Source organism: Streptomyces sp. NPDC002896, from assembly GCF_040295225.1.
Classification (GTDB): domain Bacteria; phylum Actinomycetota; class Actinomycetes; order Streptomycetales; family Streptomycetaceae; genus Streptomyces.
Genome location: NZ_JBEOVA010000009.1, coordinates 104,632 through 118,741, shown reverse-complemented (window position 1 = coordinate 118,741; position 14,110 = coordinate 104,632). Strand labels below are relative to the sequence as shown.

Annotated in this window: 11 protein-coding genes and 2 pseudogenes; 2 read left to right on the top strand and 11 right to left on the bottom strand. The window is 69.9% G+C overall.

What is annotated here, in order from left to right; all coding sequences use genetic code 11:
* Positions 1-69 precede the first annotated feature (69 nt).
* The gene (locus ABT009_RS18435; protein ID WP_351295381.1) at positions 70-975 is read left to right on the top strand and encodes a LysR family transcriptional regulator; all 906 of its coding nucleotides are present in this window, start codon (positions 70-72) and stop codon (positions 973-975) included.
* A gap of 278 nt (positions 976-1,253) precedes the next feature.
* Here ABT009_RS18435 and ABT009_RS18430 read toward each other — a convergent pair.
* The 9 genes and pseudogenes from ABT009_RS18430 to ychF all read right to left on the bottom strand — a co-directional run.
* Positions 1,254-1,649: pseudogene (locus tag ABT009_RS18430) on the bottom strand (response regulator); the annotation flags it as partial.
* A gap of 210 nt (positions 1,650-1,859) precedes the next feature.
* The gene (locus ABT009_RS18425; protein WP_351295378.1) at positions 1,860-2,249 is read right to left on the bottom strand and encodes a glycosyltransferase; all 390 of its coding nucleotides are present in this window, start codon (positions 2,247-2,249) and stop codon (positions 1,860-1,862) included.
* A 229-nt stretch (positions 2,250-2,478) separates the two neighbouring features.
* Complete coding sequence (locus ABT009_RS18420) at positions 2,479-4,695, bottom strand: MMPL family transporter (protein ID WP_351295375.1); 2,217 nt, start codon at positions 4,693-4,695, stop codon at positions 2,479-2,481.
* Between the two features lie 5 nt (positions 4,696-4,700).
* Positions 4,701-4,916, bottom strand: a complete 216-nt coding sequence (locus ABT009_RS18415; RefSeq protein WP_351295372.1) for a hypothetical protein — start codon at positions 4,914-4,916, stop codon at positions 4,701-4,703.
* 430 nt (positions 4,917-5,346) lie between these two features.
* Positions 5,347-5,841, bottom strand: a pseudogene (locus tag ABT009_RS18410) (SpoIIE family protein phosphatase); the annotation flags it as partial.
* A 352-nt stretch (positions 5,842-6,193) separates the two neighbouring features.
* Positions 6,194-6,862 carry a response regulator gene (locus tag ABT009_RS18405; protein WP_351295369.1) on the bottom strand — a complete coding sequence of 223 codons (669 nt, stop codon included), beginning with the start codon at positions 6,860-6,862 and terminating at the stop codon, positions 6,194-6,196.
* Positions 6,859-8,019, bottom strand: coding sequence for a sensor histidine kinase (locus tag ABT009_RS18400; protein WP_351295366.1), 1,161 nt, complete (start codon positions 8,017-8,019; stop codon positions 6,859-6,861). Before ABT009_RS18400 ends, ABT009_RS18405 begins: the two co-directional genes overlap by 4 nt.
* A gap of 479 nt (positions 8,020-8,498) precedes the next feature.
* Positions 8,499-9,917 (bottom strand): ATP-binding protein, encoded by a 1,419-nt coding sequence (locus tag ABT009_RS18395; RefSeq protein WP_351295363.1) that lies wholly within the window; start codon positions 9,915-9,917, stop codon positions 8,499-8,501.
* A 341-nt stretch (positions 9,918-10,258) separates the two neighbouring features.
* Positions 10,259-11,347, bottom strand: a complete 1,089-nt coding sequence (ychF, locus tag ABT009_RS18390; protein WP_351295360.1) for a redox-regulated ATPase YchF — start codon at positions 11,345-11,347, stop codon at positions 10,259-10,261.
* Between the two features lie 438 nt (positions 11,348-11,785).
* Here ychF and ABT009_RS18385 point away from each other — a divergent pair, with 438 nt between their 5' ends.
* Complete coding sequence (locus tag ABT009_RS18385) at positions 11,786-12,211, top strand: DUF6542 domain-containing protein (protein ID WP_351295357.1); 426 nt, start codon at positions 11,786-11,788, stop codon at positions 12,209-12,211.
* A gap of 38 nt (positions 12,212-12,249) precedes the next feature.
* Here the strand turns inward: ABT009_RS18385 and ppgK are convergent, their stop codons facing one another.
* Both ppgK and ABT009_RS18375 read right to left on the bottom strand, forming a co-directional pair.
* On the bottom strand, positions 12,250-12,999 hold the full coding sequence (gene ppgK, locus ABT009_RS18380; protein ID WP_351295354.1) for a polyphosphate--glucose phosphotransferase: 750 nt from the start codon (positions 12,997-12,999) through the stop codon (positions 12,250-12,252).
* 75 nt (positions 13,000-13,074) lie between these two features.
* On the bottom strand, positions 13,075-14,079 hold the full coding sequence (locus ABT009_RS18375; protein ID WP_351295351.1) for a 4-hydroxy-3-methylbut-2-enyl diphosphate reductase: 1,005 nt from the start codon (positions 14,077-14,079) through the stop codon (positions 13,075-13,077).
* Positions 14,080-14,110 lie beyond the last annotated feature (31 nt).

Sequence of the window (14,110 nt, the reverse complement as noted above, 5' to 3'; positions counted from 1 at the left end):
CCACCATGCTGCGCGGGCGCCGATCAGAAGTCCAAGATCTGGATCGTCTGGGAACTAGAATCACTGGTTATGGAACTGCGCCAGCTCGCGTACTTCGTGGCCGTGACGGAAGAGGCGAACTTCACCAGGGCGGCCGCCCGGCTGCACGTCGCCCAGCCGGGTGTGAGCGCGCAGATCCGCCAACTGGAGGCGGAGCTCGGCCAGCCGCTGCTGGACCGCTCGGGGCGAACGGTCCGCCTCACGGAGGTGGGCGAAGCGGTGCTTCCGTACGCACGGGCCGCACTCGCCGCGGTGGAGGGAGCGCGGCTCGCGGTCGAGGAGCTCACCGGGCTGATGCGCGGACACGTCACGGTCGGAATGATGACGTCGCGTGCCGAACTGGGCCTTCCGGCCCTCTTGGCCGACTTCCAACAGGCCCATCCGGCCGTGGAGATCACGCTCACCGCGGACCACTCGGACCGCCTGCTGGAAGCCCTGCGGACCGGGCGGCTGGACCTGGCGGTGGTGGGTCTGGCGTCCCCCGAGGCGCCCCCGGGCGTCACGATCCAGGTCGTCGTGGACGCGCCACTCGTCGCCGCCGTCGGCCACGGCCACCGACTCGCCACGAAGACCACGATGCCGGTAGCCGGCCTCGATGAGCACGCTCTCATCAGCCTTACGCGCGGTACGGGACTGCGCACCAGCCTCGACCAGGCCTGCGCCGCGGCAGGCTTCCGCCCGCGGATCGCCTTCGAGGCCGGCGACCCGAACCTGCTGGTCGAACTGGCGGGCCGCGGCCTCGGCGTCGCCATCCTGCCCGAGTCGCTGGCCGCGGCCCACCCCGACGAACTGCACACCGTCCGCCTGACCGACCCGGCTCTGCATTCGTACCTGGCCCTGGCATGGCGGAGCGCCGACCAGGGGCCCGTCAGCCCGGCGGCCCGGGCGCTCATCCGGCGTGCGCGGGAGGCACTACGACCGTCGGCGGACCGCTGACATGATGCCCCGCCGCCCGGGGCGGGGCCATCATCGGGGACCTACCGCGACGGGCCTACCGTGACAGGACCCACCGCGACGGGCCGTACCGCCACGGGACCTAACGCGACGTCGTCCCATCCGACACCGCTCCCCGGCACAGGCGCGTAACCGGTGGCCCGGGTGGTGAGGTCCCCCGGCCCTGGGTCCGGCTACGCAGGGGCATGGAAGGAATCGGCAACGCACCCACGCTGCCGAGCCACACGACCATGCCGCGCCCGAAAAGCCCGGAACCCCTGACGCCGGGTCAGGCTGGGGGCCACGACGGCGTCGCCGGTGGCGACCGCGTGGATGCCGGCCACGATCCCCTCGGGGCGGGCGTCCTTGAGCAGGAAGCCGCTGGCTCCGGCGCGCAGTCCGTCGTGGGCGTACTCGTCGAGGTCGAAGGTGGTCACGATGAGGATGCGCGTCCGGCCGCCGGCGGCGGTGATCCGGCGAGTTGCCTCCAGGCCGTCCATGCCGGGCATGCGGATGTCCATCAGGACGACGTCGGGGCGCAGTTCGGCTGCCATGCGGACGGCCTGGGCGCCGTGCTCGGCCTCGCCGACGCAGGTCAGGCCCGGGGTGCCCTCGATGAGCATGCGAAAGCCCATGCGCTGCAAGGGCTGGTCGTCCGCGATCAGCACGGTGGTCATGGCAGGGGTTCTTCTCCTGGTGCCGGCGGGCCGGGCGCGTCGGATGCGTGGAGTACGACGTCGACGATCCAGCCGGGCCGGTCGTCGCGCGGGCCGATGGTGGTGGCTCTTCGAGGGCTCACTGGTACTGCGGTACCAGGGAGCCCTCACCAGCAGGACAACGCGGCGGGGACGCCGGGGTGTCAACGGCCGTGTAGTGAGTGCTCCCCGTCAGCCGGGCGCCGGAAGGCCACGCAGGGCTCGCGCCGCCTGGTCATAGAGACCCTCGAACGCGGTCAGGGTACGGGTGATGTCGTGGTCGGTGATGAGGGCGCGGCTTGCCTCGCCCATCCGCACCCGGGCTTCGGCGTCGTCCAGGACAGCGGCGAGAGCTGCGGTCAGGGACCGGATATCGCCGGGAGGACAGAGATGGCCGTTGTACCCGTGATGCACCGGATGTGGCAGTGCCGTAGCCGCGGCGGCGACCACTGGTTTGCCGGCGGCCATGGCCTCCGTGGTGACCAGGCTCTGCAGCTCGGCTGTGCCTGGCATGCACAACACATCACAGCGGGCGTACGCCTGGAGAACGTCCTGGGGGGAAGCCCCCTGGTGCGGGGGCACGCTCCGCACCACAAGTGATCGCGTACGAGCGCGACGGCGGGGAGCTCGCCCGACGACGGGGCCGCTCCGCTGTCCCGATGCCCGTGCCGTTCGGAGGGCCCTGCGCCCAGTTGCAGCTGTGTCCAACTGCCGTCCACGCGCTGGGCTCGGATGGGTGTCCAGCCGAACCCGGCGCGGGGACGTGACGCCGCCTGATCAACGCGTAGCGGCAATCATGGGGACCTGCCGGTCAAGGGGCAGGGCTCTCGCTGGACGCTGGTGGACTGTCCGCGGGGCGTTCCAGCGACACCTTGGGCAGCCACCGGGCGAGCGGGGCGGGTAGCCACCAGGCCCACTTGCCGAACAGCTGCATGAGGGCCGGAACCATCAGGCAACGGATGACCAGCGCGTCCATCAGAATCGCCACCGCGAGGCCGAGGCCGAACTCCTGGAGCATCCGGTCGGCACTCAGCATGAAGGCGCCGAACACCACGATCATGATGGCTCCGGCCGCCGTGATCACCTTGCCGGTGGAGGCCAGTCCCTCCCGTACCGCGAGGGAATGGTCCTTCGTGCGCTCCCACTCCTCGTGCATGCGCCCGCCGAGGAACACCTCGTAGTCCATGGAGAGCCCGAACACGATCGCGAAGATCAGTACGGGGAGGAAGGCTTCGATCGGGCCTGGCTGCACCCCGAACAAGCCGTGCTGGAACACGAGGGTCATCGCGCCGAGCGCGGCAGTGATCGAGATCAGGTTCAGCAGAGCTGCCTTGATGGGAATCAGGATCGACCGGAAGACCAGCATCAGCAGCAGTGACGAAAGCCCGACCACGACGGCGATGAAGAGCGGCATCCGCTTGGAGACGGTCTCCGAGAAGTCCTGGGAGGCGGCGACTGCTCCGCCGACGTAGACCTTGGCGCCGGTGTCCTGCTCGACCTGCGGGGCCACGTCGTCGCGCAGATGGTGCACGAGGTCGGCGGTGCCCTCCGACTGCGGGGACGTCTCCGGGTAGACGATCACGGTGGACAGGGCGCCGTCCTCGGAAGGCATCGCGGGACTGGCCGCAGCCACGCCCTCGGTCTCGGCCAGGGCGGACGACACGGCCTTGCCGGCTGCCTCGTCTCCTTGCGCCAGGACGACCAGCGGACCGTTGAAGCCCGGGCCGAAGCCCTCGGCGAGCAGGTCGTACGCCTGCCGGGAGGTCGTGGACTTCGGGTCGTTGCCCGCGTCGGCGAAACCGAGGCGCATGCCCAGCGCCGGTGCGGACAGCGCCAGCAGGGCGATGACGGCGGCCAACAGGGCCGGCAGCGGACGGCGCTGAACCGCTGCGGCCAGGGCCCTCCAGCGACGGCCTTCGACCTTGCCCTTGGCCTCGCTCTTGGCCGCATGCTTGAGCACATGGCGCTGAATGCGCTTGCCGAACAGCGCCAACAGCGCGGGCAGCAGGATCAGCGAGGCGGCCATCGTGGTCAGCACGGTCAGGGCCAGGGCGAGGGCCACGCCCTGCAGTGAGCCGAGGCCGAGCGCGACCAGGCCGAGCAAGGCGATGATCACGGTGCAGCCGGCGAAGAAGACCGTACGTCCGGCGGCATCCAGGGCCTTGCGGCCGGCTTCGGCCGGGTCGGTACCGTCGGTGAGCTCGTGCCGGTAGCGGTAGAAGATCAGCAGGGCGTAGTCGACGCCGACACCGAGCCCGACGAGCATGGTGATGGGCGGTGTGAAGTCGGCGATGGTGAAGACGTGCGAGGCGAGCACGATCAGGCCGAGGGCGCTGCCGACTGCGAAGAGGGCGGTGATCAGCGGCACGGCAGCTGCTACCAGCGAGCCGAAGAGCAGTCCGAGGATGACCAGGGCGGCTGCGATGCCGGCCAGTTCCGCGGTCGGGCTGCCCTTCTCCTCGGCGCCGCGCACCGCCTCGCCGCCGACCTCGACCTGGAGATCGCCTGACGCGGCGCCCTGGGCGGTGTCGATGATCTTGGCGACGTCCTCCTTGGGCACGGCCTCGGCCTTGCCGTCGAGCGTGACGGTGGCGTAGCCGATCGTGCCGTCCTTCGACACGGCGGAGGTGTCCGTGTAGGGACTGCGTACCTCTGCGACGCCCGGCAGCCGCTCGACCTTGGCGAGCATCGTCTCCACGGCGGCCTTGGGCTGGTCGATGCCCCGGGTGTCCTTGAGGACGATGTCGACGCTGTCCCCGGCCTGATCGGAACCGTGCTTGGTGAACAGGTCGGTGGCGGTCTGCGAGTCGGTGCCCGGCAGCGCGAAGTTGTTCTTGTACGCGGAGCCTGCGGCCTGCGAGCCCAGCGTGACGGCGGCCAGGACGGCCACCCAGATCAGCAGGGCGGCCCAGCGGTGACGCTGGGCCCAGCCGGCCAGGGCACCGAACCGGCCGACGCGCGCTTTGGCTCGTCGGCCTGGTGGTGCGGGTGGGGCAGGGGGCGCGGGTGCGCCTCGGGTGGGAGACATGGTGACTACCTCCGATTCGAGCGTGAGTTGCCAGGCATGACGAACGCGCCCACTACCGCGCCGCACAACGTGGGTACGCCGATCGCCGGGATGGCGAACACTCCGTCGATCTCCAAGGCCAGGGCCCCCGCAGCCGTGACCAGCAGAATTCCGGCGGCAGCTCCGACGAGAGCGCCGACGAGCACGGTCGTGACCCGTCCGGGAGAGGGAGGTGCGTTCATGCCCTTGATCGTGCACGCGCGACGAGGTCGAAATCGTCAGTCCCGGGACGACACTGGGCGTACCACTGCGGATGTACGCGACGCGGCACCCCAGAGGTAGGGCGGCGTCCGCGGGCGGCTGGTCAACCGGGGCGAACTCGGCTGTCCAGCCCGGATTGGCCGGGGGTGATCACCGACTGGCCCGGTGCCATCGCGGTCGCCGTACTGGGGTGCGGCGGGCCCGGATGGCCGAGGCAGCGGGGAACGTCGGCATCAGCATGCTCGGCGGCCGGCTCGCCGACGCTGCGCCCCGACGGCCATGGGGCCGCCGGTGGTGCGGGCTGGATTCGCTGGACGTCTGCTGTCGGCAGCACGCGGTCAGCGCGTCATCACAGGGCGTCCGTCGGAAGAGCGCCGTCGGGCTGTGGTTCCGGTGGCTGATGCGAGGAGCGGCGGTGAGCGTCGGCTCGCGATGTGCGGCCTCGCGGAAGGCGCCGACGACGGCCATGGCAGCGCCGATGGCGGCGAGCCCCTTCCCCTGGACGTCGCCGATCAGGACCCGGGTGCCCCAGGGGGTGGCGGCGACCTCGTAGATGTCACCGCCGACGAGCTCGTCCTGCTGTACCGGCTCGTACGCCGTCCACCAGAACGTCGTCCGTGAGCACTGGCAGCGGCCGCAGGATCTGCCGTTGCATCGCGGCCGCGGACGACCGCAGTCGCACCAGCTCCGGGTGCGCAGTGCGGCGGCGAACGCCGGCAGGAACACGAGCAGGCCGAGGAGGAACACTGGGTTCCCGGTCAGCAGGCCGACGGCGACCACCACGGCGGTCGCCACCACCATGGCCAGGACGACGGTGCGCGTGGGAGGAGTGCGGATGGACGCGCTCTCGCCCCCGCCCGCCTGACGGTCCAGCGACGCGAGCACCGCGCGCAAGGGACGGGACATGCGTACTTCCCGGGCAAGCGAGGTGATCCAAACAGGTACAGGTGCAGGTACAGGTGCCGTTGCCCGGCAGCAGGCATGCCGGGTCAGCGAACCACCCCGGACGGCCGCGAAGAACCCCGCCCACGCTCCAGCGGCGGCTGGTCATACCGAAAGCCCAGGGCCGTCAGCACGCAGCGGACTTCCGTGGCCTGTACCGAGGAGGGGTGCGTTCGTACCCTTGATGGTGCACGCGGGACCAGGTTGAAATCGTCAGTCTCGGGATGACACAGGGCTTACCTCAGCGGATGTACGTAAAGCGGTACCCCGGGGGTAGTACCGCGCCTGCGGTCAGGCAGGTGAGGGCCGGGCCTGCCTAGCCCTCCAGCCAGCCGGGGCTGACCATTCCGGACTCGTACGCCAGCACCACGAGCTGTGACCTGTCTCGTGCACCCAGCTTCGTCAGGATGCGGCTGACGTGCGTCTTCGCCGTCGACAGTTGCAGTACCAGCCGCTCGGCGATCTCGTCGTTCGTGCATCCCGCGGCCACCAGCCGCATGACCTCGCGCTCCCGGTCGGTGAGCACATCGAGCCGAGGGTCCGGCCGAGGGCCCTTCACCCGGCCGGCGAACTCAGCGATGAGCCGCCGGGTGACCGACGGGCTGATCAGGGCATCGCCCCGGGCGGCGACCCGCACCGCGTGCAGCAGTTCCGCTGGCTCGGTGTCCTTCACCAAGAAGCCTGTCGCCCCGGCGCGCAGCGCCCCGTACACGTAGTCGTCGAGATCGAAGGTCGTCAGGATGACCACCTTCACCGCCGCCAGCCGCTCGTCCTCCGTGATCACCAGGGTGGCGTCCAGACCATCCAGCCCCGGCATCCGGATGTCCATCAACACCACGTCCGGCTTCAGCTCGCGGCAGGCCGAGACCGCGGCTTGCCCGTCGGAAGCCTCGCCCACCACCTCGATGTCGTCCTCGTCCTCCAGGACCGACCGGAACCCTGCCCGGACCAGCCAGTGGTCATCCACCAGCAGGACCCTGATCATCGGCTGCTCCGCTCCGTCGGCTGTCCTGTGATCCCGTACGGTAGCCGGGCCCGCACCGCGAATCCGCCTTCCGGCCGTGGGCCCGCGACCAGTTCGCCCCCCAATGCCCGCGCCCGCTCCGTCATGCCGGCAATGCCGCTGCCGCCGCCCGCCCTGGCCGGGCGGGCGGCCGCGCCCTGGCCGTCGTCCTCGACGGCCACAGTCAGATCCCGGTCCCCGTAGGCGATCCGGATCGTGACGTGTCCGGCGCCGCTGTGCCGGGCAGCGTTGGTCAGCGACTCCTGCACGATCCGGTACGCGGCCAGGTCGACTTGGGCGGGCAACGCGCGCTCAGCCCCGGTCCGCTCGATCCGCACCGCGAGCCCCGCGAGCTCTGCCGAGGCCACCAGCGCATCCGTCCGGGCCAGCCCCGGCGCGGGTGCCCTGGGCGCGTCCTCGTCGACCCGGCGAAGCACGTCGAGGGTGGCCCGCAGCTCCTGCAAGGTCTCCCGACTACCCGCCTTGATGGCGCTCAGCGCCGCCTCAGCTTGCGCAGGGTCCTTCTTCAGCCGGTGCAGGGCCGCACCCGACTGCACGTTGATCATCGAAATGTTGTGCCCGATCACATCGTGCAACTCCCGGGCGATGCGCAGCCGTTCCTCGGTGGCCCGCAGCCGCGCCTCCTCCTCGGCGTACGCCACCCGGCCGTGCCGCACACTGCCGAGCGCCACGACGGCGACCAGCCAGCCGGCGAGCATGAACACCGCCGTACCCGTGACATCGCTGTGGGGCATAAGGGCGCCCACGCCGACGCCGATCACCATCGCCGCCGCGATGGCGATGGCCGCCTGCATCCGGCCCTGGGACGCGATGGCGTACAACGCCACGATCGGAACCAAGACCAACGGCCCGTCGACGGCACTCAGTGCGTAGTAGCCCCCGGTGGCCAGCGCCGTGAACCAGCCCACCGCCACCGGACACCGGCGCCGGAAGAACAGCGCGCCGCACACCGCGACGATCATCAGCCAGGACACGATCAGCGAGGACATCGAGCCCTCTCCGCCGCGCAGCCGCTGCCCCTCGGCGATCGCCACCAACACGAACGTCCCCAAAGCCAGTGCGGCGTCAGCACGGGTGCCACGAGGTAGCCGGAAGCGGGTCTGGGTGAGAGGCGGCACGAGTCCATTCTGCCCGTGATGCCGATCTGAGCCGTTCCGGGCAGTCCAGAGCCTCCGATGATCCCGGAACGGTTCATTCAAAGGTGGCCACCAGGGTGGGCAGGCAGGCGGCCAGGGGACCCGCGGCACGCAGGGGCCATGGACCGCTTCACCGGCATAGTCCTGATCGACTTCGCGTGGAGGTCGCCACGAGACGTGGCGTATCAGAATCGGCGTTCGCCCGTGCATTCCCTGTCGCCAGGCACTGGACAGTGCCCGACCCGGCACGGGCGTCCTCATCCCATCCCAGCACGATCCCAGCACGGGAGCCGCGACAAAGTACGAGAAGGCTCAGGACCGCCAACGCTACACAACAGCGCCGACAACGGGCCGAGGTCTGTCGGGCTTCTCCGCAACGTCTTCGACCTGATCGCGCCCGCCAAGTCCGTCATCTCGATCTTCCGCAAACAGCGCACGTCGCCTCGCCTGCGATCCGCCGCTCACAGCGGCCAAGCTGTCAGCAAGTCGCCGGGGCCGTAGACGGCATCGAGCCCCGGGCAGTCGACTCCGCTGCGCGAGACCGCCACGGCTGGAACGGGTTCATCGGTGAGGGCGGCCCGGTGGCGGTGGAGGGCTGCCAGGTCGTGCCGGTCGAAGGGCGACTGCTCCAGCCACTTGATGGAGCCTACGAAGAGCAGCTCCTTGGCGATGGGTGCGCGGTCCGCCCCGACGATGTCGATTTCGACGTTGTGGGTACGCGTCCAGTAGCCACCCACCGCCGGGGCAGCAGGCAGCTGCTCGTCGGGCAGTATCCGGGCGAGCGCCTCGCGGATGAGCGGCTCGACGGCCCGGCCGCGCCAACTGGTCCAGTTCTCCCGGATCCGCGCCAGGGTCAGGTCGCCCCGCCCCCGCTCGATCTCCCCCATGGAGGGCCCGAGCAGATGCAGCCAGAACCGCAGATAGGGATCCGTCACCCGGTAGCGACGGTCCTTCGACGGACGCAGCGATACGGGCAGCTCCCCGGCGACAATCCGCTTGTCCGCCAGCAGCTCCAGCGCTCGCTGCAGCGGGGTCGCTCCGATCCCGCCAGCCGAGCGGGCGATGTTGGTGAAGGTCCGCTCGCCACTGCCGATCGCCGCCAGCACCGCACGGGCCTGGGCCTGGGGCGGGAACTCCGCTGCCAGCGAGCGCTCGGCCGATACCAGTAGAGCTGAGACCGGATCGTTCAGCGCCTCGCCGAGGAAGTCCCACAACCCCGCGCCGTGCGGCCACTCCGCGCAGATCAGCGGCAGCCCGCCGGTGACCAGCGCGGCGTCGGCGGCATCCGCCGGATCCAACCCGAGCATGCGCCCCACCTCGGCGGGGTTCAGTGGCCCGAGCACCATCTCCCGGCCGCGCTGATGGAAGGGTCGCCCGTAGCTGTTCAGCGCCTCCATCATCGACAGATCCGAGCCGATGAGTACCAGCAACACAGGTTTGGTCTCCAGCACCCGGTCCCAGGCCCGCTGCAGCATTCCCTCGAAGGCCCCATCGGCATCCATCAGGTACGGCACTTCGTCGATGACCAGCACGCTCGCCCGGTCGGCGGGCAGCGCCGCGGCCAGCACATCGAACGCGGCATCCCAGCTCTCCGGCCGCGCGGCAGCCACCAGCTGCGCCAGCGGCAACGTCGACGCCTGAGCATCCCGAGCCAGCCGCGCCAGATCATCCCTGGGGGACGCACCGGTGGCCGCGTAGAACAAGAAGGGCACCCCGGACTGCTCCGCAAACCGCTCGACCAGCCGCGACTTGCCCACCCGGCGCCGCCCACGCAGCATCACGCAACGACCCGGCCGCTCGCTCCCTGCGCCTGTCGCCACCTTCCGCAGCTCGCGGTCCAGCGTCGCCAGCTCCTGCCGACGACCCACGAAGTCCACCATGCCCGCCGACCTCCACGCATGATACTAACAACAATGTTAGTAACTTCGACATTAGCATCATGAACGTCTGCGGTAACACCCGATCGCGCGAAGCGGCTCACCAGCCAGGAGACTGACGACGTCGGGGCGCCGCACGGTTCACGCCCCAGCACGGGCGTCCTCATCCCATCCCGGCACGATCCCAGCACGGCAGGGATGACCAGGGGTGATGACAGGTGACGAGGGGTCAGATTTCCCAGCATCATCCCAGCACGGGAAAAAACCAGGGGCCCGACTCCGAAAAGTCGAACCCCCTCTGACCTGGATATTTGCCAGATCAGCGCGTGGTGATATAGCGCCCGCTACACGTTGAAGCGGAACTCCACCACGTCCCCGTCCCGCATCACATAGTCCTTGCCCTCCATGCGGGCCTTGCCGGCCGCGCGGGCGTCATGGACCGAGCCGCATTCGACCAGGTCCTCGAAGGAGATGACCTCGGCCTTGATGAAGCCCTTCTGGAAGTCGGTGTGGATGACGCCGGCCGCCTCGGGGGCCGTGGCGCCCCTCTTGATGGTCCAGGCGCGGGACTCCTTGGGGCCCGCGGTCAGGTACGTCTGCAGGCCCAGCGTGTTGAAGCCGACGCGGGCCAGCGTGGCGAGGCCGGGCTCGTCCTGGCCGACGGACTGGAGGAGCTCGAGGGCCTCGTCCTCGTCGAGCTCGGCAAGGTCCGCCTCGAGCTTCGCGTTGAGGAAGATCGCCTCGGCGGGGGCGACGAGGGCGCGCTGCTCCGCCTTGAAGGCCTCGTCGATCAGCTCTTCCTCGTCGACGTTGAAGACGTAGAGGAAGGGCTTGGCGGTGAGCAGGTGCAGGTCATGGAGGAGGTCCTCGTTGGCCTCGCCCTGCTTGATGCCGGCCGCGAACAGGGTGCGGCCGCCCTCCAGGATCTCCTTGGCCTCCTCGACCGCCTTGACCTTCGGCTGGATGTCCTTCTTGATGCGCGACTCCTTCTGGAGGCGCGGCAGGACCTTCTCGATGGTCTGCAGGTCGGCCAGGATCAGCTCGGTGTTGATCGTCTCGATGTCGCCCTTCGGCGAGACCTTGCCGTCCACGTGGACGACGTTCTCGTCCTTGAAGGCGCGGATGACCTGGCAGATCGCGTCGGACTCGCGGATGTTCGCGAGGAACTTGTTGCCCAGGCCCTCGCCCTCGCTGGCGCCGCGGACGATGCCGGCGATGTCGACGAAGTCGACCGTGGCGGGCAGGGTGCGCTGCGAAGAGAAGATTTCGGCCAGCTTGGTGAGGCGGACGTCCGGGACGCCGACCACGCCGACGTTGGGCTCGATCGTGGCGAACGGATAGTTGGCCGCCAGCACGTCGTTCTTGGTCAGGGCGTTGAACAGGGTCGACTTGCCGACATTCGGCAGACCGACGATTCCGATCGTGAGCGACACGTTGCGACTTCCCGTACGTGAGACGTGGGGCTGGGTGGACGGCGCCCGGGGCAGCGGGCGGACCGATCCACCAGTCTACGGCGTGCGGGGGCCGGGGCCCCCGCCGTCCCGGAAGCCGCCCCTGAGCCGCCCCTGAGCCGTCCTCGGCCGTAAGGGCCCATGGCGTCCCGCAGTACGGCCAGGCGCGGGGAACGGATGGCCAAGGTCGGCCAAAACGCGTGTCTCTGGACGTATTCCGCCTATTACCCGACCTAGGTTGGACCGGTGGAGCAACACAGGATGCGTCCCCCCAAGCCCCGGCCGCGACGCACCGCGCCTCTCCCCCCGCAGAGCGGACGTGGCCGGCCTGCCACGGTCGAGCGGACGGCGTCCCGTCCGGACCGCCCCGCGGCATCCTTCGTGCTCAGTGTGCGCAGGCTGGTGCAGGCCGTGCGCCGGATGCCGAATCCGCGCCTCACCGGGATCGGCATCGGGCTGTTCTGCACCGCCTCCATGTTCGTGCTCGCCTGTGTCGACCAGGTGGTGTTCGGCGGCTCACTCACTGTGTACGGCGTGCTGTTCCTGCCGGTGAGCGCGCTGACCGCGCTCTGGGTGCGGCCGGCCGACCTGGTCACAGCGCCGATCGTGGTGCCGATCGCCTTCGTCGTCGGGCTGCTGCCGATCACCGACGGCTCGGGCGGCTTCGGCGAGCGGATCATGGGGCTGGTCACGGCGCTGGCGATGCACGCCGGCTGGCTGTACGGCGGCACGCTGATCACCGGGGTCATCACGACCGTGCGCAAGATCAGGCTGATGGCGCGTAAACGCGCACAGCTGCGGCGCCGCCCGCCACGACCGCCTCGGCCGCGGCGCCGTACCGCCTAGCCTGAGGCGCCGGGGCGTCGGCTCCCCCGTGCCGCGTCTTACGCCTGCTCCGCCGCCGCCCGCATCGCCGCCCCCACGATGCCCGCGTTGTTCTGCAGCTCCGCGGGCACGATCTCGGCCTTGATGCCCTTGATCAGCGGCAGGAACTTCTGTGCCTTACGGCTGACGCCGCCGCCGATGATGAACAACTCGGGCGAGAACAGCATCTCGACGTGCGCCAGGTACTTCTGCACGCGGTGCGCCCACTGCTCCCAGCTCAGGCCCTCGTCGTCCTTGACCTTCGTCGAGGCGTGCTTCTCGGCGTCGTGGCCGTGCAGCTCCAGGTGGCCCATCTCCGTGTTCGGCACGAGCCTGCCGTCGATGAAGAGCGCGCTGCCGATGCCGGTGCCGAAGGTGAGCAGGATGACCGTGCCCTTACGGTCACGCCCAGCGCCGAATTGCATCTCGGCGACGCCCGCCGCGTCCGCGTCGTTCAGCACGGTCACCGGGAGGCCGCCGAGCCGCTCGCTGAGCAGGGCGCGCGCGTCGACGTCGATCCAGCTCTTGTCGACGTTGGCCGCCGTGCGGATGGTGGCGCCGCCGGTGACCACACCGGGGAACGTGACACCGACCGGGCCGCTCCACTCGAAGTGGTCCACGACCTCCTTGACGCAGTCGGCGACCCCGTCCGGTGTGGCCGGATGCGGCGTCAGCACCTTGAAGCGGTCGTCCGCCAGATCGCCCCGATCCAGGTTCACGGGAGCGCCCTTGATCCCTGAGCCGCCGATGTCCACACCGAAGATCTGCATGGGCACCACGTTACGGCGCCCGGCCGACACTCTCTTCCGGACCGCGCGAACCACCGGAGGTTCAGGGGCGGGCGGTCACTTCCCCTCGGTGCGCTCCGCGATCAGCGCCGCCGCCTCGTCACGCAGATCGCGGCGGAGCTCCTTGGGCAGCGAGAAGGTGATCGACTCCTCGGCGGCCTTGACGATCTCCACGTCCTCGAAGCCGCGGCCCGCAAGCCACTCCAGTACGCCTTCGACGAGCACCTCGGGGACGGAGGCGCCGGAGGTGACGCCGACCGTCGCCACGCCCTCCAGCCAGGCCTCGTCGATCTCCTCGGCGAAGTCGACGAGATACGCCTCGCGCGCGCCCGCGAGCTTGGCGACCTCGACGAGCCGTTTGGAGTTGGAGGAGTTGCGGGAGCCGACGACGATGACGAGGTCGGCCTCGGCGCCCATCTGCTTCACGGCCAGCTGGCGGTTCTGCGTCGCGTAGCAGATGTCGTCGCTGGGCGGGGAGATGAGCTGCGGGAACTTCTCCTTGAGCGCGTCGACGGTCTCCATGGTCTCGTCGACGGACAGCGTGGTCTGGGAGAGCCAGACCACCTTCGACGGGTCGCGCACCTCGACGTTCGCCACGTCCTCGGGGCCGTCGACCAGCGTGATGTGGTCGGGTGCCTCACCGGACGTGCCGATGACCTCCTCGTGGCCCTCGTGGCCGATCAGGAGGATGTCGTAGTCATCGTTGGCGAAGCGGACGGCTTCCTTGTGCACCTTGGTGACCAGCGGGCAGGTCGCGTCGATCGTCGCGAGCTTGCCCTTGGCCGCCTCCTCGTGGACGACCGGCGCGACACCGTGCGCCGAGAACATCACGATCGACCCCTCGGGGACCTCCGCCGTCTGCTCGACGAAGATCGCGCCCTTCCGCTCCAGGGTCTGCACGACGTACTTGTTGTGGACGATCTCGTGACGGACGTAGATCGGGGCCCCGTACTGCTCAAGGGCCTTCTCGACGGCGATGACGGCGCGGTCCACACCCGCGCAGTAGCCACGGGGGGCGGCGAGCAGGACCTTGCGGGAAGGCGAAGCAGTCATGCCCACCATCGTAAAGGCCGCACCCGGCGGCCCGGAGATC